We start from the raw sequence: 21,758 nt of genomic DNA on the forward strand, positions 1-21,758 counted from the left end.
CTTCTTCGCCTCGTGCCTCCGGGCACCTCCGGCACCATGCCCTCGCCACTCGTCGCAATTCGTGAACGCATCGCCAGCCAGGTCCGCGGCCTGACGCGTGCCACCGGCAGCCTCACCCTCGACATTGCCTCTCCGCCGGGCGACCCGGGCCTGTTCGGCCCCGATGCGGTCTGCTGGAAGGTGCATGCCGATTTTCCGGCGATGATGGCCGGCGGCGTCAGCGCGCTGCTGCTGCAGGCGCTGCATCCGCGTGCGCTGGCCGGCGTGTGGGATCACTCCAACTTTCGCGAAGACCTGCAAGGGCGCCTGGGCCGCACCGCGCAGTTCGTGGCCGGTACCACGTATGGCAGCCGGCACGATGCGCTGGCGCTCATCGACCGCGTGAAAACCATCCACGATCGCGTGCAAGGCATCGCGCCCGACGGGCGGCCGTATTCGGCCAACGACCCGGACCTGCTCACCTGGGTGCACGTCGCCGAGATGTCGAGCTTCCTGGCGGGCTATCTGCGCTACGTGGATGGCAACCTGAGCGGCGCGCAGCAGGATCGTTACTTTGAAGAGACCGCGCTGGTGGCCGAGATGCTGGGTGCGCGCAACGTGCCGAAATCGCGGGCGGCCGTCCAGACCTATCTGAATGCGATGCGCGCCGAGCTGGTCAGCAGCGACCGCACGCGCACCGTGGTGGAGGTGTTGATGACGTGGCAGGCGCCGCGTCCGGGGTTGCGCCCGGCGGTACGCCTGTTCCTGGATGCGGGTATCCAGTTGCTGCCGCCGTGGGCAAGACAGATGCTCGATCTCAAGCAGCCGCCGCTGCAGGCGGCCTTTGCGTCGGCAGCCATGCGCACCGTGGCACCCACGCTGCGCTGGGCGCTACACGAGGGCAGCGTGGCGCACCGCGCTCGACGGCGTGCGCTGGCCCCTGCCACAGGCTAGCGCGTCCAGCATTACTCGATGGCTTCGGCGAGCGACACCTTGCCGCGCAGCGCCTTCTCTTCCAGCCGCATGATCAGCAGCGGCGAGATCACCGAAACCGCAGCAGCAAAGAAGAACAGATGCCGGAAGGCGCTTTCGCCCGCGCGCTGCAGGGCTTGGGCATCGGCACCGTTACTGGCAAGCGCTGCGTGGAAGAGGTCCATCAGCACGTCGCCACCGGCCGCAATTTGCGCTTCGGGCGCAGCCTGACGCAGCAGCGCAATCAGCACAGACGTCAGCACCGCCACACCCACCGCGCCGCCCAGCAGGCGCGAGAAAGCGGTAAGCGCCGTGGCCAGACCCACCGTCTGCGGCGGCACCGCGTTTTGCGTGGCGACAAGGCCGGTCGGGAACTGCACGCCGATCGCCAGGCCAAGCACGATCATCGCCAGGGTCAGTGCCAACACGCTGTGCGGGTCCAGCAAACCCAGCGATGCCACGGCAAACGGCACCACGCATGCGCCCATCAGCATCAGCGGCTTGTAGCGGCCGCTGTGCGTCATCCACTTGCCGGCAATGAAGGCGCCAAGCGGAATCGACAGTGTGAGCGGCACGAGGCGCAACGCGGCGGCATCGGGGCTGGCACCCGCCACCATCTGAAAGCGCAGCGGCATCAGCACCGACGTGGCAATCAGTTGGAAGAAGCACAAGAACAGTGCCAGGCAACAGATCGTGACCGTGCGCACCCGGAACATCGACAGCGGAATGATCGGCTCGACGGCACGGTTCTCTTGCCAGACGAACGCCCCCAGCAGCAGCACCGCCCCCGCCAGCAGGCCGAGGTTTTCAGGCTGCGTGAGCGGCGTGCCCTGCCCCACACGGGTAATCATCAACAACAGCGCGGTCAGCCCCCCGGCAAACAGCACCACGCCCGGTACGTCGATGGGGCGACGCTGGTGCGCCACCGGCAGATGCCGCAGCGTGCGACGCACGACCAGCAGCGCGACGATGCCCAGGGGCAGGTTGATCCAGAAAATCCAGCGCCACGACAGGTAATGCGTCAGATAGCCGCCGATCACGGGGCCAGCGAGGCTGGCCATGGCCCACATGCCGCTCACATACCCCTGGTAGCGGCCGCGCTCACGCAGCGGCACCACATCGGCAATCGTGGCCTGCGATACCGAGATCAGGCCGCCGCCGCCCAGCCCCTGCAGCACGCGCGCAAACAGCAGCATCGGCATGCTGGTCGCCAGTGCACACGCCACCGAGGCCAGCACGAACAGAACGATGGCCGTCGTCAGCATGGCGCGGCGGCCGTAGAGGTCACTCAACTTGCCGTAGATGGGCGTCACGACCGTAGACGCCACCAGATACGCCGACACCAACCACGCCATCAGCGCAAAGCCGTTGAATTCGCCCGCGATCACAGGCAACGCCACGGCAACGATCGTCTGCTCCAGCGCGCCCAGCAAAATGGCGAGCATCAGTCCGCCCATCACCGCCATCACCGGAATTTCGGCTACCGGTAGCGTATCCAGCGGGCTGGACACCGACGCGACGGGCGCAGTGGGCGTGTCTGGCTTGGGCGGTTCGATGCTGGGGCGGGAGGACATGGGACTGTGCGTGAATGCCGGTCAAGGCACGCGCGCCAAAGGGGAAAGCGAAGCCGTCGATGATACTGCCGATTCGCGTTCGTTGCAGAGTCAACGATCGGGTTGCCGGACGATATCCTCATAACAGCGGCTGACATTTGCCGTCATACCGGGCAACTCTTCGGCCAGGAATTCAATGAACGCGCGCACGGCCGGCACCAGCCCCCGGCGCGACGGAAACACCGCGTGAAACTGGTGCACCGGCAAGCGGTATTCCGGCAGCAGCACGATCAGTCGGCCGTCTTCAACCGGCTCCGCGCACAGGTTGAACGGCAGTTGCGCCACACCGACGCCGGCCAGCGCCGTCTGCCCCATCAGGTACAAGTCGTCCGTCACCAGCGCGGGGGTGTATTCGATATCGACCGCGCCGCCTTCCGGAGCGGTCAGGCGCCAACGCGTCCGCTCGCCGGCCGCGCCATCAAAGCCCACGCCCATCACGCCGCGCATCGACTCCGGCGTCTTGAAGGGACCATGCTCGGCGACAAACGACGGGCTGGCCACCAGCACCTGGGCGCTCACGCCAAAGCTGCGCACGACCAGGTTGGAGTCGTCCAGCGTCGAGCGCACGCGCAGCGCCACGTCGTAGCCTTCACCGATCACGTCGACACGGCGGTTCGTCACGTCCAGCTCCAGCCGCACCTCGGGCTGCGCGCGCAGGAATTTCGACAGCACGGGCGCGATGAACACGTGCGCCACGCCCACCGGGCAGCTCACGCGCAAGCGGCCGGACGGTTTTTCGCCGGCGTGCTCGGCCACCTCGAAGGCGGCGCGGGCGGCCTGCGTCATCGATTCGCAATGCGTAAAGAACGCTGAACCCACGTCCGTCACATGCACAGCCCGCGTCGAGCGCTGGAGCAACCGCACACCCAGGCGCGTTTCCAGGTCCGCCACGCGGCGGCTCACGCGCGACTTGGGAATCCCCAGCGCCCGCGCAGCGCCGGAAAAACTGCCGTGCGTCACCACACTGGCAAACAGGACGAGGTCGTTCAGGTCTTCCATGGCCGTTCTCCAAAGCACGGGCGCATTGTCTCACCCATAGAACGATGTGTATCGATTCAACCCACTACTGGAACTCGCTGCATCGCACTATCTTTCCAGCAACCCACCTTTTCCTGGAGAGACACCATGCAAGTCCTTCACATTGATTCCAGCATCCTCGGCGACGCTTCGGCCTCCCGCCTCTTGAGCGCCGCCATTGTTGACGAGCTGCGTCGCGAAAACCCCAGCGCCACGGTCGTCCGCCGAGACCTGTCGGTCGAAGCGATTCCCCATCTGGACGGCGCCATTGCTGCCGGCTTTCGCGCCACTGGCGCCGATGATTTTGATGAAGCCACCCGGGCCGAGCACGCCCGTTCGGAAGCACTCGTGAACGAGTTGCTCGCCAGCGACGTGATCGTGGTGGGCGCGCCGATGTACAACTTCTCGGTGCCGAGCCAGCTCAAGGCCTGGGTCGACCGTGTGGCCCAAGCCGGCCGTACGTTCAAGTACACGGAAACCGGCCCGGTCGGCTTGGCCGGTGGCAAGAAGGTGATCGTTGCGTCGACGCGCGGCGGCATGTACTCCGCCGGCCCGGCCGCCGCCATGGATTTCCAGGAGGCTTATCTGAAGACCGTGTTCGGCTTCTTCGGCATTACCGACGTGCAGTTCGTGCGCGCAGAGCGCCTGGCGATGGGCCCGGACGCCCGCACGCAAGCCTTGGAAGCCGCACACGCCGCCATGCGCGACGTTGTAAGCCAGGCCATGGCAGCCTGAGCGAACAGGATTGCGGTGCAACGGGACGCGCCGCACTCCGCCTCGCAGAATGCCAAACGGGCGCCAGCAGCGATGCGGCGCCCGTTTTCGTTTTCTATTGACGTGACAAGCAGGTGGGATCGGCGCAGATGGCCGACCGGCAGGTCACTCGTCGCGCTGTTCGCGTGCTTCGTGCATCGCTTCGAGCACACGGCGCGTACGCAGCTTGCTCCACATGACCGGCACGACGATCGCAGTAGCAATCAGGCACGGTGCAGCCCAGGCGATAGTGGATTCCAGAAAATTCGTCATGATGCATCCCCCCGATGTGTTGCCGATGCGCACAGTTGGGTGGCGCGCGCATCGCATAGTCCCCGCAGTGCTGTCTCGACTGGGCCGAGACGCCCTGGCATCTATATGAACGGCTATCGGCGCTGTGCGTTCAAACTTGAAGCCCAGCGTTCGCCGTTTGTTGTATTTCCCGCCTATCTCGATGATCTGTCAATAGTGTGACGATAAGTTCGTAGAACATTGTGGCGCTGCACTGACAGTGCCCGAACACGCCCGATCCGCTCCACGGTCTCGCCGCAAAGGTAACGGCAAATTACGGCGGCCCCGGTGCGGGCGTTGCCAACGTGGGGCCCGCCGTCGATTACCGGCCTGAGCATCACAGTTTTTCTTACAAACGGTAAAGCGCGGTTGCGTGGCGTTTCCATACAGTGAGGCCAAGTCCAACGATAACCACGGAGCCTCATCATGAAACGCACCATCGCCCTGCTCATCCTGGCTGCTGCCGCTACCTCTGCGCTGAGCGCGTGCGTGGTGGTGCCGGCAGGCGGCTATTACGACCGCCCGCATTACTACCACCCGTACTACCGCGGCTATTGATCCGCGAACTGCGCGGCTGGGCCGGCATGCCCGCCGCTCAGGCCTTGCGCGCCTGTAGCATGCGGATGCGCGCGACGGCCTGGTGGTCGGTCGTGGTGGCGTCGTAAAGGCGCGCCAGGTCGGCCTTCAATGCCGTGCGCGAACCGCCGTCCAGGTACACCATGTGCCCCGACGGATAGAACCCCGCCGAAAGATTCTTGCGCACATCCGCGTCCAGCAACGGCATTGCCTTCAGGTCCAGCATGGTCTGGTAGAACGGCGTGACGAAGTCGTAGTAGCCGTTGGCGGAGAAGACTTTCAAATCCACGTTCAGGCTCATGGTGGCGGCCAGGTCGCCGGCGGTGTAGAGCGCGATGTTGCCGTTGGCATCGAGCCCCTTCTGCGCGCCGGTCGGGTCGGTGTGGCGGAAATCCCAGTGGCGGAAGGCCTGGTCGTTCAAGTCTGTGAAGGCGGAATTGGAGGTGAACTTCAGATCGTCGTTCAGGTAGGTGTTCCACATGGCCGTGTACACGCCGGACACCGCCGTCATGGTCGGGTCGTTGCCGCCGGAGTTCGGATCAACGCTGGCCGCAATGCCCGTGTGGACGCCCGTGACGCGGCCGTCGTACGCGCCCAGCGACAAGCCCTTGTCGGCCAGGAGCGTGGTCAGGAACAGCGACGTGCCCGCGCCGTCAGACGCCCCCACATCCAGCCGCCAGCCTTGCAGCGTAGCCGCATCGATGCCGGTGTAAGCCGACAACGTTTTCAGCACGGCCGGAGCAACATGCGCGGGTTTGGCGAGCGCATTTTCGTAATCGGTGCTCGCAAATACGGCGGCGGCTTCGGCAAAGTCGCCCACGTCTGCGGGCAGCGGGCCGCCTTTGGGTGAAGTTGCCCGCTTGTGGAACCACGCATCTGCGGCACACGTCGGCAACAGCCCAACCGGGTTGCCCGCCTGCGTGTAGTCGAGGATGGACGACTGCAGCGTGATGCCGTTCAAGTCCACGCCATCTTCATGCAGCACATACGAGAGCACGCACGAACGCGCCGTACCGTAAGACTCGCCAAACAGAAACTTGGGCGAATTCCATCGATCATTGGCGGTTAGCCACCGCTTGATGAACTGCGCGATGCTCCGAGCGTCCTGATCGACGCCCCAGAAATCGAGATTGCGCTTGGGCGCGATGGCCGTCGAATAGCCGGTGCCCACCGGGTTGATGAAAACGAGATCGGACCGGTCGAGCAGGCTGTCGGGGTTGTCCTCCATGCGATACGGCGCGGGCGGCGTGAACGACGGCATCGACGTCACGATGCGGCGCGGCGCAAACGACCCGAGCAGCACAAACACCGCCGAAGACCCCGGCCCGCCGTTATAGAAGAACGTTACCGGCCGTGCCTGCGCGCCGCCTTCCGGTGTATCGGCCACAAAGGCCACGTGGAACATCTTGGCCACCGGCTGCGAGCTGCTCGGGTCGACCGTGACGAGGTGGCCGGCATGTGCGGTGTAGGCGATGTTGCGTCCGCCAATGCGCACGGTGTGGTGCGTGATGGCCATACCCTCGCTCGTGTCGGTCACGCTGTCGTCGGGGCCGTTGCCGTAAGCGGTGGGGTCGAAGAACGGCTGGTCGGTGGTGGTCATGCGTGCCTCGCTGCTAGAGAAGGTTCGCGATCGCGTCGCCCTTGGGGCTGCCCAGGCCGGTGCAGGCATCCCAACCGGGTGCGGCGGCATAGGTGCCGTTGTTGCCCTGCTTGATGTCGTTGAAGGCGCCGGGGTTCTGATACAGCCGCGCATGCAGATAACCCGCCGGCCGGCCCTTGATGGCGTTGATGCGCGCGATGAGCGCCGCCCACAGCGGCGCCGCGGCGCTGGTGCCGCCCACGACGCCGCTCTCGCCATCCACGCGGACGACGTAGCCGGTCAGCGGGTCGGCATCGGCCGATACATCGGGCACACCGCGCCGCGCCAGCGGCACACTCGCGCCCCGGGTCTGCTGCGCGGCCAGGCCTTGCTGCCAGCTCGGCAACGCGAAGACGGTACTCACCCCGCCGCCGCCCGCACCGCCCCGCGCGCCATCGTTCCAGACGGTTTCTTCTGCGATGCGGTTTCCGCTCGCGCGCACGCTGGTGCCGCCGCATGCCAGCGCGTACGGGCTGGAGGCGGGAAAGTCGACGTGATCCGCGCGATCGGGCTGGCCGTCACTGGAGCCGCTGTCGCCCGACGCGGCACACACCGTCACGCCCATCGCCGCGGCGCTCTGCAGCGCGGCATTGACGGCCTGCATGGCCTGTGGCGTCCAGGCGCTTTCGGGGGCGCCCCAACTGATGGACACCACCAAAGGCCGCAGCTTGGTGTCATGGATGGCCGCGTTGATGGCCTGCACGAAACCGGCATCGGTATTGACGGTGAAATACACGGCCAGCGTGGCACCCGGCGCCGCAGCGCCCGCCACTTCCAGATCGAGCATGACTTCACCGTCGGGCCCGTTCGGATCACCCGTGGGGCGGTTGGCACCCTGCCCGACCGGCACGGCTGTCACGGTCGGCATCGGCACGCCCAGCTCCTGGAAGTACGCACGCAGATCGTCTTCCTGATAGCCGCCCCCGAGTTCGATCAACGCAATGCACTGACCCGCGCCGTCGCCCTGCGGAAAGCCGTAGAGCTGCGCGAGCTGCACCGGCGTGTATGACGCCGTGGGAGCCGCACGCGCGGGCCGGATGCCGCCCGGCTCAGTCGACCCTGTGGGCTGCGGCACGAAGCGGAAATGCGGCTCCGCCTGCGGGCGCGAGTCGAGCCCGAGCACGGCGACAACCACGCCCTGCAAGGACTCCGGCAGCCGCAGCGGGCCGGAACGCCCGCGGTATTCGCAATCGCCACGGGCCACGCGGTGCAGGTGCGTATCGAATGCCTCGCAGAAGTGTTCGACGGAGCCCTCGAGCGTGATGGTGCCGGCAGCCACGTTGACTTCGATCACTTGCAGGCTGTGTTCGCGTGCAAAGCTGCGGACGGCCTCGATGTCGTCCGCGGCAGCACCAAACTGGGCGGCCCACTCTTCGCGGGTCAGCGGCGTGGGCGGTGCGGTTGCTGCGGCATGCGCGTGAGCAAATCCGGACAGGCGCGCGTCGAGTTCAGCTTCATTCGGGCGGCGCAATTGCACGAGCGCCCGGATCTGCTCTGCAGGGTGCGCATCGCCCAGGATGCGTGCGTCTTCAGGAATGGTGCGCTCGCTGCCGCGCAGGGGGTGCCGGACCATGGGCCATCTCCATCTGGTAGGTGGCCCGTGGGTCGCAACCGGCGTGCCGAGGGTGCCGAGGGCGCAGGTCAGAATGCGGCGCCACCTCCAAACACGTTAGGCGATGGCTTGCCCGCTTGATCTACGGGGTTCGTCAGTCGGCGAAATCGGCGCTGCCGGCGCCTTCGGCAGGATGCTGCGGCTTGCCCTCGGCAAAGGCACGGCGGATCAGTGCGCCGCATGCGGCGCTGCGCACATAGGCGCGTGGGCCCAGGGTCTCGCGTACGAGGATGCCGTAGTAACGCTTGTCAGCGGTGATCCACGGATAGAAGCCGAACGCGCCGGCCGAGCTGAACGCGCCGTCGCCGCCGGGTTGATCCTCGATCCAATAGTTGAGCCCGTAATGCCACGGCAGCGCGGCCGGCGTGCTGACGGCCGTCGGGCATGTGCCGGGCTCGGTGCAAACGGCATGCTGGCCGAGCATCTTGCCGAGCTGGTATTCGCCGCGGATGAGGCGACGCAAGAACTGGCCGTAAGCAGCCGGCGTGGCGATCATTCCGCCGGCCGGCTCGGGTGCGAGGTAACGAATGCCGAGTGGCTGACCGGCGTCGCGTGCGCCGGGTGGATTGGCAAGCTGGTGGTCGAGTTCGCTGTTGAGCGCTTCGGCATCGGCGTGGCCCAAACCGAGATCGATCAACAGCTTCTGATCATGGCCGCCGTTGTAGCTGAAACGGCCCACGTGGCCCGGCGTGAAGGTGGCGTTGCGACCGCGCCCAAAGCAGCTTTGCACGGTGTCCTTGCGATTGCACAGCAACGGATTGAGCCCGTCGTAGCCGGAGCGCATGGTGAGTGCGTCGATTTCGGCAGGGGTGGGCTTGCCTTGCGCACGTTCGACCACGTAGGCACCAAACACCCATTTGGATGCCGAAGCCAGCCGCACCGTCTTGTTCGCGCCGATGCGTTGGCCCTGCTGCCCGTGCATCAGCTCGCCATGGGCATCTCCGATTTCCCAGTAGTAATCGCCCAGACGCTGGCAACTGCCGGCATGCGCCAGCGTGGATTCCACGGCCGCGCGGCGCGTTGCCAGGCTTGGCGCCGCAGCGTGCGCGACGGCCGTCGCCGCCAAGGCCGCCGTTACCGCCAAAGCGGCACGCCCTCTTCGCCCAAACCCCAGGAGCGCCCTGATATTCCGGGCGCGTCTTGCTTGCGTCATGTCAATGTCCTGCTGATTCTCTGATGCCTTTGCCAACCCGGCGGCACTGTACCGCAGCGTGCGTGGCATTTCGCTGTCTTACGCTGGGGCGCCTGTTATTTTGCAAGCTTGCAACATGCCGGCCACAAAACGCGCACGACTGTATCTGCGACACCTTGCAGGCAGGTTGCGAGGCGCGACGGGCATGCGTTTCAAACGAAAGCGTTTGCGCATGGATTAATCGTCTCGGTAAGTGATGAAAATTGCTTCATATTTGACCCCCCAATATGTCCTAAACCTCCCGTTTATGAACCAAATGGACGATAAGAATCATGCCAAGGGGCGGTAGCGGTCTGCGTAGAGTGTCCTAGAATGCAATCGAAGAAAAGCAGAATTAAATAAAACTAAATACGCAGTGCGCGCGTACGGGAGCAGTCCATGGGAACAATGAAACGGGGAACAGCGAGCTTGACGGCTCGCCTGGGGTGGGAACGTCACTCTGCCAATTGGCAGGTGATTCCTACGCGTCGGCGCCTTTTTCAAACACGTCTTCCAGCGACGCGCGTCTCCACTGTTTTGCTCTGGCTGTTGGCCATCTCGATCACCGTAGGTGTCGGGCTGCTGCACCGCTTGTGGTAACCATAAAAACATAACGGAATTTGTACGGGGAAGGTCGCAGCGCGAGAGCGAACCCGCAGTCAACTACCGATTTGACAGACCGTATAACGGCACCGAGGGATAGTCCGACCCGCTTCACTGGGTCAATCGCATCCGGATGGATTCAACATCTGGAGCATCATCCCTCCATTCGGAAACCACGCTCCTGCATGTGATCACTGCGCCGCGAAAGCGGCATGTGGGGCACGCCGCTCAATCGGCGCGCCCGATCAATTGGGGGGAGCATCATGAACATTTCATTCACCGGCAAGACCTTCAGGTCCGTAGGGGACCTGTTCTTCCAAGCCATCGTCGACGGCAAGGTCGTGAGTTGCTTCGTCACGTCCGAAGCGCTGTCGCTCTGCGATTGCGCGCATCAGAAGATCACGGCTGAAGAGGTCTATCGCAATTACCGTGACTGGATCGAGCTGGCTGCATCGGACCTGATCCGCGCTGGCTCGCTCGCGCCGGTCATCGTGCGCGGCCGCGACCTGGCCGCTTCACGCGCGTCGCTGCCGCACGGTGGCGTGCCGGCCTACGACCTGGATCGCGCGCGTCAACTGCGCCTGGTCCCCCGCTCGTCGCGCTGATATCAGCCAGCGCTGGCGCAGTGGAGCGTGCGGTCGGGGGGGCGCACGCTCCATGGGTGCCGAGGCACAGCACGCGGGTCAATCGGCCGGGAAATCCTCGTCCCAATATTCCTGCAGGTTGCGCACGCCCGCGGCGCTTTCGCTGCGCGCGGCTTCACGCATGCGCAGTTCGACGCGCCGGATCTTGCCCGAGATGGTTTTAGGCAGATCGGCAAATTCGATGCGGCGCACGCGCTTGTAGGAAGCCAGTCGGCTGCGGCAAAACTGGAGGATGTCGCGCGCCAGTTCCGGCCCAGCTTCGTGCCCCGCACGCAGCACCAGGAAAGCCTTTGGCACCGCCAGGCGCAACGGGTCGGGGCTCGGCACAACGGCGGCCTCGGCGATGGCCGGGTGTTCGATCAGCACGCTCTCCAGCTCGAACGGGCTGACACGGTAATCCGATGCCTTGAACACGTCATCGGCGCGGCCAACGTAAGTCAGGTAGCCGCTGGCATCGCGCGCGGCAATATCGGAGGTGTGGTACACGCCACCGCGCATGGCCTCGGCCGTTTTGTCGGCGTTGCCGGCATAGCCCTCCATCAGGCCTGTCGGCCGTGAACTCAATTCGATGCAGATCTCGCCCTCTTCGGCCTCGCGGCCATCGGGGTCGCGCAGCGTGATGCGGTAGCCCGGCAGCGGCCGGCCCATCGATCCCGCCTTGACCGGCTGCCCGGGGCTGTTGCCGATCTGGCAGGTGGTTTCGGTCTGGCCGTAGCCGTCGCGGATGATGATGCCCCAGGCAGCGCGCACACGTTCGATCACCTCGGGGTTGAGGGGCTCGCCGGCGCCCACGAGTTCGCGCAGCGCGGGCTTCCATGCGGCCAGGTCTTCCTGGATCAGCATGCGCCACACGGTGGGCGGCGCGCACAGTGTCGTCACCTTGGCGCGGCAGAGCACGTCGAGCGCCGCCTTGGGCTCGAAGCGCGCGTAGTTGTAGATGAAGACGGTGGCACCCGCATTCCATGGCGCAAAGAAGCAACTCCATGCGTGCTTGGCCCAGCCGGGCGAACTGATGTTCCAGTGCACATCCCCCGGTCGCAGACCGATCCAGTACAGCGTGGACAGATGCCCGACCGGATAGCTCGCATGCGTATGCATCACGAGCTTGGGTTTGGACGTGGTACCGGAAGTGAAATACAGCAGCAACGGATCGCTCGCCTGCGTCGGTGCGTCGGGCGTGAATTCGGCGGATGCATCGTAGGCGTCTTCAAAGCGGTGCCATCCGGCCGGCGCCTTGTCCGCACCGACTGCGATGCGTGTGAATGTGCCCGATACGGCGTCGAGCTTGGCGCAATCCGCCCCGCCCACCACCACGTGGCTCACCTCGCCCATGGCAATGCGTTCGCGCAGGTCTTCGGCCGTGAGCAGTGTCGTGGCCGGGATGATGACCGCGCCGATCTTGATACTGGCGAGCATCACATCCCAGAGCCCGGGCACGTTACCGAGCATGAGCAGGATGCGATCACCGCGCTGCACGCCAAGCGCCCACAGATGGTTGGCCACGCGCGCCGAGCGCTCGGCCATCTGCGCGAACGACAGCCGTGTCTCGTTGCCCTGATCGTCGACCACCCACAGGGCGATGCCGTCGTTGCGGCGCGCCATGGTGTCGAAATAATCGAGCGCCCAGTTGAAGCGGTCCAAGCTGGGCCACACAAAATCGCGCACGGCGGTGTCGTAATCCTCTCGGTGCGCGAGCAGAAAGTCGCGGCACCGCAGGAAAGCGTCCAGCGATGTCATGCCTGTCTCCTGGGGGGTTCGGAGCGTGTTACGCACGCCCCAACTGCACGCGCCTCGTCCGGGCGCTACGGAAACGCACCTGCAACCGACATCGCCACTTATAGGAGGAATTCCTCCGCCAGACCAGCCCGGATTCTCCCGAGCCATGCGCTCATTGCGAGCGTGGCGGAAAACGCAGCGAGCGGCCGCCACCCAGGCTCAGCCACGCCCAGGCCGTTGCGGCAACCACGACACCCAGCACGACGACCCACTGGGCACTGACCAGCATCAGCTCAATCGTGCCGGCCATGTCAGGCAGGATCTGCGGCCACGCGGGCGCCAGCCAGCCGTCGGCATCGAACCATGCGCCGCGTCCGGCACCCGTGGCCAGCTCCACCGCCAGCAGCGCCGCATTGATGGCCGCGAACGCCATGCCGGTGTGTGTCAGCAGGCGGCTGAACACCGGCAGTTCATACAGGGGCTTGAGATATTGGATGTGCCGCGTGAGCGACCATGCGCACACCATGAGCAACGCCACGCTGATGGCCGCCATGGGCGCTGGGCTGCGCAGGCACACGCCCAGCGCGATCCACGCCAGCGCATTGATCTCGTGGCGCCGATAGATGCGCAGCGCACGCGCGGCGTGCAGCAGGCCGATCGGGGGAACACCAGGGGGAACACCGGCAGACGCCATGATGTGCTCCATGAGCGGAAGGTTGGTGCGGCGCCGCGCGTCTGTAGCGCTGTGCAGCCCGCAACTGTTTGCAGTGTACCGACGGGTTTTCACCCACGCGAGTTCAAACAGCATCTCTCCGCCAAACGACGGACGCGCACCGCGTTCAGGCCTCGCGCAAATGCTCGATCAACTGGCGTGCAAAGACGGGCAAATCATCGAAATGGCGCACGCAGATCCGCAGCAGGCGCGTCGCCCAGGGGTCGGTCAGGCGTACACGGCGGATGCCCATGGAGCGCTGCAGCCGGATTGCCGCGTGCTCGGGAATGACGCCCACGCCCACGTTGCGTTCCACCATGCGGCACACGGCGTCGAAGCTGCGCAGCCGAACGCGGTATTTGAGCCGATGGCCGGCGCGCGCGGCATGCCCCGCCAGATAGGCCTGCAACGCGTTGTCGCCCGTCAGGCCGACAAAATCTTCCTGCAAGGTTTGAACGAAGGCCAGTTCGCGGCGCTCGGCCAGGGGGTGGTCGCGCGCGGTCACCAGCACGAGGCGGTCGTGACGGAACGGAAAGGTCTCCAACCCCGACAAGTCGACCGCGTCGTTGACGATGCCGATGTCTGCCCGCCCCTGCGCAATCGCTTCAACAATCTCATGGCTGACCAGCTCTTCCAGATCGACGTCAACTTCAGGATGCGCGGCCAGGAAAGCGCTGAGCGTTTCCGGCAAGAACTCGGTCATGGCGGCCGTATTGGAAAGCAGCCGCACGTAGCCTTTGAGCCCACGCGCGTATTCGCCCAACTCACCGCGCATGCGATCCATCTGCTGCAGCACCACGCGCGCGTGGTGGACCAGCGTGCGGCCGGCAGCGGTCGTTTCCACACCTCGACGGTTGCGCGTGAGCAGCGGCACCCCCAGTGTGTCTTCCATGCCGCGGATGCGCGCGCTGGCCGACGCCAACGTCAGGTGCGCACGCTCTGCGCCGGCAGTGATGCTGCCGGCCTCGGCGGTCAGGAGGAAGAGTCGGAGGTCAGTCAGGTCGAAGCGCACGATCCATCTCAAAATTGGCATGAGCCTCAGTATCAGGCTGAGGCTGGGTCAATGTATCGCAGATTGCAGCGTGGCCGCCAGTGCCCGAAACTGAGGCAACTTCCAAACCAAGCCTCCCCAACTTCGCCCCCAATGGAATCCGCCACGCTGCTGCTTTTTGGCGCGGGCCTGCTCGCCGGCATGATGAATGCGCTGGCCGGCGGCGGCTCGTTCGTCACCCTGCCCGCGCTCATGTTCGCGGGTGTGCCGTCGGTGTTTGCCAATGCGTCGAGCACGGTAGCGCTGCTGCCCGGCGCGGCCACCTCGGCATGGGCGTATCGCGCGGACTATCGCGGGTTCGGGCAGGTTTCGATGCGCGCCATGGTGGGGATCAGCCTGGTGGGTGGGCTGCTCGGCGCGCTGCTGTTGATGAACACGTCGTCTCGCGCGTTCGATTTCATCGTGCCGTGGCTGCTGTTGACCGGCTCGCTGGCGTTTACCTTCGGCAAATGGGCGGGTGTGTGGCTACGCCAGCGCGTGCAGATCGGGCGGACAACACTGCTGATCGCGCAAGGTGCGCTGGCCGTCTATGGCGGCTACTTTGGCGGCGCGGTGGGAATCATGATGATGGCGGTCTGGGCACTGTTCGGCCACGACGACATCAAAGCATTGAACGCCTCGCGCACGCTACTGGTGGGCGCCACCAACCTCGTGGCCGTGGCCTGCTTTGCGCTGGCAAGGATGGTGTGGTGGCCGCAGACGCTGGTCATGCTGGTGGCTGCCGCGCTGGGCGGCTATCTGGGCGCGCATGTAGGCAAGCGTTTGCCGGTGCCGGTTGTGCGGGCGTTGATTTCCACCTTCGGCTTTTCGATGACGGCGCTGCTGTTCTGGCGCGCCTGGTCGCACGTTTGAGTATGAGGAGAACCGCCATGTCGCACATGCAGCCTCATCCGACACACCGCACCCCCGCGCCGCGCGCCTATCGCGATCCGCGACCCCACCGCGTTGCACGCAGTGCCTCGCACGCCCACCTGGCTCAAACCGCATCTGCCGAGCCAGAAATGGCGGGGGCGCAAGCTGTGTTCTACATCGCGCGTGGCGCTGCCGTCTTGTTGGCCGCCGTGGCGGTGGGCCTGGGTGCGGCATCCAATGACGCCGAGCAACGCTCCGCGACATACCCCACTTCTTCGCAGGCGACAACGCGCTGAGGGCGCGCTATCATCCGCCCCCGCCGCAGCACAGACCCGTGCAGTACAAATCCAGTACCGACCGGGCAAAGAAAAAGCCCGCGGGCCGGGGGGCGGGCGGGCTTAACATCTTCAGCCTTTGACGACGAAAGATGGTCGGGTGTGCTTTGTGAACGAGCAATGCGCCGGAATTCACAAAGCGAGGCCATTATAAAAAGTGCACGCCCCCCGCCATACCCCAACAACGAGGGGGGTCCGCGTCATTTTCTGATTAATCCCTGAGCGCTGTGTCCAGTGCCTGCGGTGTCAGCAACCCGCTCGATGCATGGCGCTTGCCGTCCGGGCGCAGGATGATCGTGCGCGGCATCTCGCCCTGCCAGCCAGGGTCGAGCGCGGCGCGCAAGCGCTCCGGCATGTCTTCGGCATTGGCATATTGCGGCACACGCGCAATGCCGACCTTCCTGTCGCGGACCAGCGGCGCCAGCGCGCGGTTCAGCATCTCGGCCTGGTCGGGCCCGTCCATCGACACCATCACCACATCCACATCTTGCTTGGCGCTACGCCGCCATTGCGCGATACGGGCGATGTTTTCGCGGCAGTAGCTGCATTCCAATGACCAGATTTCGACGATGAGCGGGCGCGCGTGCGGCGTCTGCAGCAGCGCAGGCACATCGCGCGCATGCAGCGGCTGGAACTGCAACGCGCCTGCGGCCTGCGCGGCGAAGGTGGCGGTAAAGGCGGCGGTGGATAGCGCCACGCCCACCGCAAACGATTTCCATCGAATCTTCATTCCGATGCCTCCAATGATGGATTGGACGGAGCGACATTGCCGATATCAATCAGCCGGTAGCCCTCGGCCTGCGTGCGCCACGACAGGTAGACACGGCCATCGCGCGCGAGCAGTTGCGGGTGATCGCTTCCGCCATCGGTGTTTGCCACGCTGGCCGGCGCTGTCCAGTGCGCGCCACCGTCGGTGGATTTGCGCAGCAGGATCTGCATGCGGTCGTCGGCAAACTGTTTCCAGACCAGCCACAGCGCGCCGTCCGCGGCGAGCAGCGCGGGGTGCGATGCCTGCGCACCAGCTTGTGCCGAACCGGCAAAGGACCATGCGCCGCCGATCGGCTTGCCGTCGGCCGAGAGCCGGCTGTAGAACAGGCCAGGCTTGTCCTGCTGCACAGAGAACCACGCCATGTGCCGCACGCCATCCGCCGTAACGACCAACGCGGGGCCATGGTGCGGACAGGCATCAACGCGCCATTCCGAGAACGTCGCGCGCGTGACGGCAAGCGGCGTGTTATCGATCGGTAATGTCGCCAATGCGTGGTCGCGAATCTGCCCGGCAAACACGTTGCGCCACAGCGCGAGCATGTGGCCCTCGACATCGGGCGCCAGCGCAATGCGGCAGCATTCGCAGGTCTGGTCGATGACCTTGCGCTCGGGTGCGAAGGTGGCGCCGCGGTCGGTCGAAACGGTGTAATACACCGCTGCGCCGTCGTACGGCTGCTTGGCTGCCTGCGCGCGCTGCAGATCGCGCTTGTCGATCCACGTGACGAAGATGCGGCCGGCGCTGTCGACGGCAATCGAATCGAAGCGGTGCGTGATTGGCTGGCGATCGTGGTGGACGGTGACCGGCACGCTCCATGTCTTGCCACCGTCGAGCGAGCGCGAGAAACGCACGAAGCCCGTATACGGCGCGTCAAGCGGGCGCGACCAGCTTACATACAGCGCACCGTCCGGGCTGGCGATGACTTTCGGACGGTTCTCGCCGTCGGTGTAGATCGGCTCGGGTTGCGGGTTCACGCGCTGCGGCGCGGACAGCGTCTTGCCGAGATCGTCGGACGAGGCGACCACCACGTGCTGTCCTTCTGCCCACGTCACCCACAGGCGCCCTGCCTTGTCGAACGCGGCCGTCGTGGCGAGCTGCGGTTTGGCGGCCGGCTTGGCTGCCATGGCGCCGTGGTCATGGCCTTCGTGCGCGAGCGCCACCGCTGCCGCAAGAGCCAGCAGCGCACCGGCAAGGAATCGAGGAATCGACTGCATTACAGACGCCATTTCAGTTGTCCATAGAAGGTGCGCGACGGATACGGGTGGTACACGAAATACCGTCGGTCGGTCAGGTTGTCGACGCCCAGCGCCAGCGTGATGTGCTTATCGATGCGGTAGCTGGCCTTGAGGTCCACGGTGAAGAAGCTGCTGGTGCCACCGTAGACGTTCGGCAGCACATCGGTGTTGTCAAGCGTGCCGTATTGGCGGCCCGAATAGCGCACGCCTGCGCCCACCGTCCAGTCGGGCGTGGCATGCCAACTCGCAAAGAGATTGGCGCGCACGCGCGGCATGCGCGGCCAGGTCTTGTCGACGTAGGTTGGGTTGGCAGCGTCGGCCAGCGTCTTCGATTGCGTGAAGGCGACGTTGGCCTCAATGTCCACGCCGCGCACACCCGCATCCTGCAGAACGTCCTGCCCCGAATACGCCAGTTCGATGCCGCGCGTGCGCACGCGATCGACGTTCTGCACGTTCGTCACGTTGGGCGTGACGGTGATGTTGGTCTGCGTGTAGATGCTGTCGCGCACGTCGCTCTGGAACAGGCTGGTACGCAGCACGCCGTAGGCCACGGCCTGCTCGACGGTGAAGTCGAAATCATTGGCGCGTTCAGGCTTGAGATTCGGGTCGTTGTTGACGATCGTGTTGCCGCTGATCGTGCCCTGGAACAGCTCCGCCACCGTCGGAAAGCGCACCGCACGGCCGTACGACAAGCGCAGCAGCGTGTCTTGCGTCGCCTGCCATTGAATAGCTGCCTTGGGCGAAAAAGCGTCTTCGGTACGGCTGGCGTAGCCCAACGTGCTCGTGCCGTTGCCGAGCTGGCCGTTGTAGGCGCGCCAGCTTTCATAGCGCAGGCCCAGCGTTGCCAGCCAGCGCGGCGCAAACGCCCACGCGTCCTGCAGGAAGACGGCCTGCGTTTGCGTGTCGCCCTGGTAGCTGGATTTCAACGTGGACAGCGTTTCCGTCGACCAGTTCGTCGCGTTGAAGGTCTGGTTGCGCAGGTGGTATTGGTCGTAGTGGTAGCCGGTCGTGAAGGTATGGCCGGACACCGTGGGCGACGTCGCCTTGATGTCGAAGTTGGACCAGCCGGTGCCGTCGCCGTAGAACACCGTGCCGGGCCCATTGCCGGCCGCTGTGTTCGACGCGCGCAGAATGTCGCGCGAAACGTTGTAGGCCGATGCGTTGGCGTCGATCTTCCAGTCACCGATCTTGCCCTTCACGCCCAGGCCGTAGAGCCAGTTTTCCTGGTCGCCGTTTTGTGGGGCGAAGGTGTTCGGAGCAATTGTGTACGGCGTGCCGTTGATCAGCACATTGCCGCCCGTGACGACGTTGCCCGCGGCATCGCGCAGGAAGCTGAGCGCCTGGTCGTTGAAATGGTTCTCCCAATGGCCCAGCGTGAGCGATGCTTCCAGGCTGTCGCTGAACACGTAGCCGAATCGCAGGGTCTCTTGCAGCTGCTGCGTGCGCTCGAGCATCTGCGGCCCGAGAATCACGCGTGGCTGGCCGTTGGGGCCAAGATCCTGCCGCGCGCCTGTGACCGGCACCGGCGTGCCGCCAGCCGTGAACCTGGAGTTGGGCGTGGCGTATTGCATCGGCTGGCTGTCGTTTTCCAGCCGGTCGACCGACAGCGCATACCAGAACTTGCCGATGCGGTCGCCCAGCGACGCGCTTTCGTGGTTGCCGGTGACGTTGCGCGAGAAGCCGTATGCATCGTTGTAATGCTGGCTCATCACCTGCGTCTGCGCGGCGGCCTCGAATTTTTCGGGGCGGCGCAAAGTCATCGCGATGGTCGTGCCCATCGAGTTACCCGGCAGCAGCGCCGAAAACGGCCCGTACAAAATGTCCACGCGCGCCAGGTCATCCGGCCCGACCATCGACCAGCGCGGCGGGTAGCTGTAGCTGGAGCCAAGCAAGTTCGAGAGCAGGATGCCGTCGGCATACAGCAGGCCCCGCGCACTTTGAATCTCGTTGAAATCGCGGCCGGCGAAGATGGAGTTGCGGTCGCCAACGAAGCGGCGGCGCACCATCACGTTGGGCTGGTATTTGACCGCGTCTTCGGTGGTGACGACGTTGCGGTCGGCCAGTTGGTCGGCCGTGACGCTCTGCACGACCGCCGGCGTATTGCGGGCGAACGGCGCAGGGTTGGCGTTGGCCCGCACGACGGTGGGCGCTAGTTCCTGCGTGACAGGCACGGGTGCCGCCTCGTCGGCAGCGAAAGCAGACAGCGGTGCCGCCGCGCTCAGCGCGAGCGCAGCACGGCACACCAGCGTGCGCTTAGGGGCAGCGGCCCCAGTGCGCTTGTGGAATGACATCGGAAAGGTCTCCGGATTGCGATGGCGCTGGCCGCAAGCAGGGCCAGACGCAAAGGCGCCACGGGGTTCATCCCCGCAGGCGCGTCAGATCGACAACAACGGAGACGCAGGAGGCGCGCGCGACTCGGCCACGCGCAGCGCACTGCGCGCGTACACCGGCGCCGGGCTGGCCGGCTGCCGCACGCGATAGACGAAATGAGCGGAAGGAACATCCAGCGCCGGCAACGAAGCCAACGCCAGCCCGGCAGCAAACCCGGGGCAGTACAGACAGTGCGCCACGCTGTGGTGGGCGGCCGAATCGTCGGCGGAGCCATCGCCTTGCAGATCGATGGCAATCTGAACGGTGCTGCCATGCGGTGCCGTTGCGCTGCACAGCTCGACGGCAAGCGTACCCGTGGCCGCCGCGCGTGCGGAAGCGAGCACCGGCGACAGTACGTTCAGTACGATCGCGAGCCAGACGAGGAAGAGCCAGCGGCGATGGAGCATGGATGAGCAACGTCAGAATGTGTGGAGTATAGCGCTGCACACAGTTCCCCCAATTGCCTGCGGCACAGTGCCGCGCGATGGCAAATCGGCTGAAATCGACTGGCAATTCGATCGGAATTAGCCTTAATTATTGGATCAACTATAATTTATACCAATTTCCATAATCAAGTCTAAAACAGGGGCTTTCCATGGATTCCCGAATCGACTCCGGTGACACCGGCCGCTTCAACTTCCACCGCCAGGATCTCGCCAACACGCTGTGCGACAGCCTGGAAGGCAAGGGTTTGGCCGACGCGCGCTCCGGCCTGTTCCTGGCGGCGCCCCGGCGCACCGGCAAAAGCACGTTCCTGCGCGAAGATCTGGTGCCGGAGGTCGAGCGCCGCAAGTGGATCGCCATCTACGTGGATTTGTGGGCCGATCGCGCCCGCGACCCCGGCTTGCTGATCGCCGACGCCATCAAATCCAAGCTTGCCCAGTTCGATGGGCCGATTGCCAAGCTGGCCAAGCAGGCGGGCATGGAGAAGGTCGACGTGCTGCGCACCTTCACCTTCAACCTCGGCAAGATCGGGTTGCCGCCGGGCATCACGCTGGCCGACGCGCTGGATGTGCTCTACAAGGCGGTGCAGCGGCCTGTCGTGCTGATCATCGACGAGGCGCAGCACGCGCTGTCCACCGACGCAGGAACCAACGCCATGTTCGCGCTCAAGGCCGCGCGGGACCAGATGAACCAGGGCGTGGACGAACCTCGCCTCTTCCTCGTCTTTACGGGGTCGAACCGCGACAAGCTCGCCAACCTACTGCTCAATCGCACGCAGCCGTTTTTCGGCTCGCGCGTGACCAACTTCCCGCTGCTGGGGCGGCCGTATGTGTCGGCGTACACGGCATGGGTCAACCAGCACCTGGCGCCGAACAACCAGTTCAAGGAAGACGACATGTTTGCCGCGTTCCAGCTGGTCGGGCACCGGCCGGAGATGCTCAAGGGCATCGTCAGCGAGATCGCCCTGGAGCTGGGCGAAGCCGCCAGCCTGGGCGAGATGCTCAAGCGTGGCGCGCAGGGTATTCGCGACCGCATCTGGGGCGAGATCGAAAGCGACTACAGCGCGCTGACGGAAATCCAGCGTGCCGTTCTGGCGGTGCTGATCGAGCGCGGGCAAGGCTATTCGCCATTCTCGGAAGACTCGATGAAAGCCTATGCGGCAAAGCTTGGCCACAGCGAGTTTTCCACCGCCACGGTGCAAGCCGCGCTTGACGCGCTGCGCGACAAGAACCTGATCTGGAAGGAGTCACGCGGCGCCTACGCGCTGGAAGACGAAAGCCTGGCGCTGTGGTTTCGCGAGACGCGGGGCGCGCATGCCGTGCCGCCGCGCCTGGGAAAATAGGCTGACGACACGCTTGGCGGCGACTACGCGACGGTGCGCAACGGCCTGCGTATCCAGGCACGCAA

Annotated in this window: 20 protein-coding genes; 7 read left to right on the forward strand and 13 right to left on the reverse strand. The window is 65.2% G+C overall.

Features of this window, described 5'->3' with window-relative positions:
• Positions 1-36 precede the first annotated feature (36 nt).
• The gene (locus R2N16_RS08025; protein ID WP_316665108.1) at positions 37-933 is read left to right on the forward strand and encodes an oxygenase MpaB family protein; all 897 of its coding nucleotides are present in this window, start codon (positions 37-39) and stop codon (positions 931-933) included.
• Positions 934-944: 11 nt separating this feature from the next.
• Here the strand turns inward: R2N16_RS08025 and R2N16_RS08030 are convergent, their stop codons facing one another.
• Positions 945-2,525 carry an MDR family MFS transporter gene (locus R2N16_RS08030; protein WP_316665109.1) on the reverse strand — a complete coding sequence of 527 codons (1,581 nt, stop codon included), beginning with the start codon at positions 2,523-2,525 and terminating at the stop codon, positions 945-947.
• Between the two features lie 90 nt (positions 2,526-2,615).
• Entirely contained in the window at positions 2,616-3,563 is a 948-nt protein-coding gene (locus tag R2N16_RS08035; RefSeq protein WP_316665110.1) for a LysR family transcriptional regulator, read from the reverse strand.
• Between the two features lie 126 nt (positions 3,564-3,689).
• Here R2N16_RS08035 and R2N16_RS08040 point away from each other — a divergent pair, with 126 nt between their 5' ends.
• Positions 3,690-4,316, forward strand: coding sequence for an FMN-dependent NADH-azoreductase (locus R2N16_RS08040; protein ID WP_316665111.1), 627 nt, complete (start codon positions 3,690-3,692; stop codon positions 4,314-4,316).
• Between the two features lie 144 nt (positions 4,317-4,460).
• Here R2N16_RS08040 and R2N16_RS08045 read toward each other — a convergent pair whose 3' ends face one another.
• Positions 4,461-4,607, reverse strand: a complete 147-nt coding sequence (locus tag R2N16_RS08045; protein ID WP_316665112.1) for a hypothetical protein — start codon at positions 4,605-4,607, stop codon at positions 4,461-4,463.
• Positions 4,608-5,051: 444 nt separating this feature from the next.
• Here R2N16_RS08045 and R2N16_RS08050 point away from each other — a divergent pair, with 444 nt between their 5' ends.
• The gene (locus R2N16_RS08050) at positions 5,052-5,183 is read left to right on the forward strand and encodes a hypothetical protein (protein WP_004627564.1); all 132 of its coding nucleotides are present in this window, start codon (positions 5,052-5,054) and stop codon (positions 5,181-5,183) included.
• A 37-nt stretch (positions 5,184-5,220) separates the two neighbouring features.
• Here R2N16_RS08050 and R2N16_RS08055 read toward each other — a convergent pair whose 3' ends face one another.
• From R2N16_RS08055 to R2N16_RS08065, 3 genes are all read right to left on the reverse strand, one after another.
• Complete coding sequence (locus R2N16_RS08055) at positions 5,221-6,891, reverse strand: S10 family peptidase (protein ID WP_316665113.1); 1,671 nt, start codon at positions 6,889-6,891, stop codon at positions 5,221-5,223.
• Entirely contained in the window at positions 6,815-8,413 is a 1,599-nt protein-coding gene (locus tag R2N16_RS08060) for a S53 family peptidase (protein WP_316665114.1), read from the reverse strand. Before R2N16_RS08060 ends, R2N16_RS08055 begins: the two co-directional genes overlap by 77 nt.
• A 133-nt stretch (positions 8,414-8,546) precedes the next feature.
• Entirely contained in the window at positions 8,547-9,605 is a 1,059-nt protein-coding gene (locus R2N16_RS08065) for a serine hydrolase family protein (RefSeq protein WP_316665115.1), read from the reverse strand.
• 884 nt (positions 9,606-10,489) lie between these two features.
• Here R2N16_RS08065 and R2N16_RS08070 point away from each other — a divergent pair.
• Complete coding sequence (locus R2N16_RS08070; RefSeq protein ID WP_004627574.1) at positions 10,490-10,831, forward strand: DUF1488 family protein; 342 nt, start codon at positions 10,490-10,492, stop codon at positions 10,829-10,831.
• 78 nt (positions 10,832-10,909) lie between these two features.
• Here the strand turns inward: R2N16_RS08070 and R2N16_RS08075 are convergent, their stop codons facing one another.
• From R2N16_RS08075 to R2N16_RS08085, 3 genes are all read right to left on the reverse strand, one after another.
• Positions 10,910-12,607 (reverse strand): AMP-binding protein, encoded by a 1,698-nt coding sequence (locus R2N16_RS08075; protein WP_316665116.1) that lies wholly within the window; start codon positions 12,605-12,607, stop codon positions 10,910-10,912.
• A gap of 151 nt (positions 12,608-12,758) precedes the next feature.
• On the reverse strand, positions 12,759-13,280 hold the full coding sequence (locus R2N16_RS08080) for a hypothetical protein (protein ID WP_316665117.1): 522 nt from the start codon (positions 13,278-13,280) through the stop codon (positions 12,759-12,761).
• A 145-nt stretch (positions 13,281-13,425) separates the two neighbouring features.
• Entirely contained in the window at positions 13,426-14,310 is an 885-nt protein-coding gene (locus R2N16_RS08085) for a LysR family transcriptional regulator (protein ID WP_316665407.1), read from the reverse strand.
• 132 nt (positions 14,311-14,442) lie between these two features.
• Between R2N16_RS08085 and R2N16_RS08090 the strand changes: the two genes are divergently transcribed.
• Positions 14,443-15,201: a sulfite exporter TauE/SafE family protein gene (locus R2N16_RS08090; RefSeq protein ID WP_316665118.1), complete on the forward strand. Its 759-nt coding sequence runs from the start codon at positions 14,443-14,445 to the stop codon at positions 15,199-15,201.
• A gap of 17 nt (positions 15,202-15,218) precedes the next feature.
• A complete protein-coding gene (locus R2N16_RS08095; RefSeq protein WP_316665119.1) occupies positions 15,219-15,497 on the forward strand; it encodes a hypothetical protein in 279 nt (92 codons plus the stop codon).
• 250 nt (positions 15,498-15,747) lie between these two features.
• On the opposite strand, the gene R2N16_RS08100 is transcribed toward R2N16_RS08095, so the two are convergent.
• The 4 genes from R2N16_RS08100 to R2N16_RS08115 form a co-directional block, all read right to left on the reverse strand.
• Entirely contained in the window at positions 15,748-16,266 is a 519-nt protein-coding gene (locus R2N16_RS08100) for a thioredoxin domain-containing protein (protein WP_260772689.1), read from the reverse strand.
• Entirely contained in the window at positions 16,263-17,516 is a 1,254-nt protein-coding gene (locus tag R2N16_RS08105) for a sialidase family protein (protein ID WP_316665120.1), read from the reverse strand. The genes R2N16_RS08100 and R2N16_RS08105 overlap by 4 nt, the downstream gene beginning before the upstream one ends.
• On the reverse strand, positions 17,516-19,828 hold the full coding sequence (locus tag R2N16_RS08110) for a TonB-dependent receptor (RefSeq protein WP_316665121.1): 2,313 nt from the start codon (positions 19,826-19,828) through the stop codon (positions 17,516-17,518). Before R2N16_RS08110 ends, R2N16_RS08105 begins: the two co-directional genes overlap by 1 nt.
• Positions 19,829-19,912: 84 nt before the next feature.
• Positions 19,913-20,314 (reverse strand): DUF2946 domain-containing protein, encoded by a 402-nt coding sequence (locus R2N16_RS08115; RefSeq protein ID WP_316665122.1) that lies wholly within the window; start codon positions 20,312-20,314, stop codon positions 19,913-19,915.
• Between the two features lie 200 nt (positions 20,315-20,514).
• Between R2N16_RS08115 and R2N16_RS08120 the strand changes: the two genes are divergently transcribed.
• Positions 20,515-21,693 carry an ATP-binding protein gene (locus R2N16_RS08120; protein ID WP_428984109.1) on the forward strand — a complete coding sequence of 393 codons (1,179 nt, stop codon included), beginning with the start codon at positions 20,515-20,517 and terminating at the stop codon, positions 21,691-21,693.
• The last annotated feature ends 65 nt before the right edge of the window (positions 21,694-21,758 follow it).

The organism is Ralstonia psammae (assembly GCF_958405935.1).
Taxonomy (GTDB): Bacteria; Pseudomonadota; Gammaproteobacteria; order Burkholderiales; family Burkholderiaceae; genus Ralstonia; species Ralstonia psammae.